1 protein-coding gene is annotated in these 2,053 nt (G+C 57.4%); it reads left to right on the plus strand.

Features of this window, described 5'->3' with window-relative positions:
- The coding region (locus tag DW082_RS14645) for a hypothetical protein (protein WP_118459189.1) at positions 1–2,053 on the plus strand (2,053 nt) is incomplete at both ends.

Here is a 2,053-nt window from a genome sequence, read left to right on the forward strand (position 1 = left end):
CATCAGGAGAAGTTGTGGCTTCATTTGGACAAACCCTACTACGGGGCCGGAGACAAAATTTGGTTCAAGGCATACCTCGTGGATGCGACCGAGCACAGGACGGACACCCTGTCCAACTTCATATACGTAGACATCGTAGACCGGAAAGGAAAAACCGTGCTCGCAAAGAAAATAAAGCGGGATTCGTGCGGTTTCGCCAACAACTTCGAGATTCCACACGTATTCCCCGCAGGAGATTATACGCTCCGGGCATACACCGGATGGATGACGAACTTCGACCCCGCATTCTTCTTCCAAAGAAACATCCGCATCGGAAACTCCCTATCCGGACGCGTAAACGCCGCGGTAACATACACCGATCCAAAAAACGGAACCCCCCAGGCCATCGTGCGATTCACCGGCCCGGACAGCGAACCCTATCCGGACGTAAACGTCCGGTTCGAGGTGTTCGACCGCAATGGCAAACGAATATCCGGAGCGCAGCAGAAAACCACCGTAACAGGAGCCGTATTCGTAGACCTGCCGCCCGATTCCATACGGCAAGGAGGGTACGTAAGCACCGCGATAGACCAGGGCGAGCTCTTCTTCAAAAAAGAGTTCTTCTTTCCCGAGGACTCCGTGCGCGTGGCCGTAAAGTTTATGCCTGAAGGGGGAGACCTCGTGCCCGGCGTGCCGCAGATCGTCGCTTTCAGGGCCGAACGATCGGACGCACGCACGGCCGAGGTCGAAGGCGTCGTAACGACTAAGGACGGGGATACCGTCGCCCAATTCGCCAGCGAGCACGACGGAATGGGATCGTTTCTGATCATCCCGAAGACAGGGGAACGCTACGTTGCGACCGTGGCGGCGCGCACGGGGGATACGCTGCGCGTAGAGCTCCCTGAAGTCGACGATGACGGGTATGCGCTCGCGGCCGTGCAGACCCCGGACGAAGTCCGTTACCGGGTAAACCGAGATCCGGACAAGGAGTTCGAACCCATGACCGTCGTCGCGCACGTCCGTGGAAAATGCATCGGAATACAAAACCTGAACCCGATGAATCCGACCGGACGGTGGAAGACCGATTCGATACCCGAGGGAATACTCCACCTCGTGCTGATCGACAGTTCGCTCAGGACGCGCAGCGAGCGAATCCTGTTCGTGGCCCATCCGCACGACCGGGAAAGGTGGGAGGCGGCCTCCGACAAACCGCGCTACGAGCCCAGGCAGAAGGTCGTTATCCGGATCAGGCTGACTGCGGCTGACTCGACGCCGCTGGGGGCAGACTGCTCGGTCAGCGTGACGGACAGGAAAACCGTCGCGACCGATTCGCTCGGAGAGGACATTCGCGCGAACCTGCTGATGACTTCCGACATACGAGGATATGTCCGCAATCCGGGATATTACTTCCGCGACGAATCCCCTGCGACCAGGCATCACAGGGATCTGCTCATGCGTACGCGCGGGTGGAGAAGGTTCGACTTCGCGAAGATCGCCGACACCGCCGCGTTCAGGCCTGAGCGGTTTTGCGAGCACGGGCAGTTCATCGCAGGACACGTGACCGGAATGATGGGAAAGGACGCGCCGCTGGCCAGGGTGACCGCCGTAGCCCTTAACAGAGAAAACGTGTTCGGAACCGCGGTCGCAGACGAACGGGGAAACTTCCTGATCGACGGGCTCGACTTCCGGGACACCACCCTGTTCATGGTGACGGCGAAGACCAGGAGGGGAAAGCCCGTGCAGGCGGTTGCCATCGAAGAATCCTATCCGAGACCTGCCTTCCTGAGAAAGAATCCTTTCGAACCGGAAACGGAAAAAAACGCAATGAACCGCTATCTCGAAAATACGAAAAAAGGTCTTCTCGATTTGAACGGAGAAAAGGTATACGAACTCCCCGGGGCAGTCGTAAGGGCTGTGGACCCTAGAAAACCAAAGGCGAACAGTTACGGTACGCTATACGATACAACCGCGCTCGCTAAGTACAAACCAATGTCCCTGTATAACTACATGATGTTCTTGCCGGGAGTGGTAAGGGTGGGGGGAGGTTTGTTTGTAAAAAGAAAAGGGTTGCCAA

This window comes from Alistipes sp. AF48-12 (assembly GCF_003477565.1).
Taxonomy (GTDB): Bacteria; Bacteroidota; Bacteroidia; order Bacteroidales; family Rikenellaceae; genus Alistipes_A; species Alistipes_A hominis.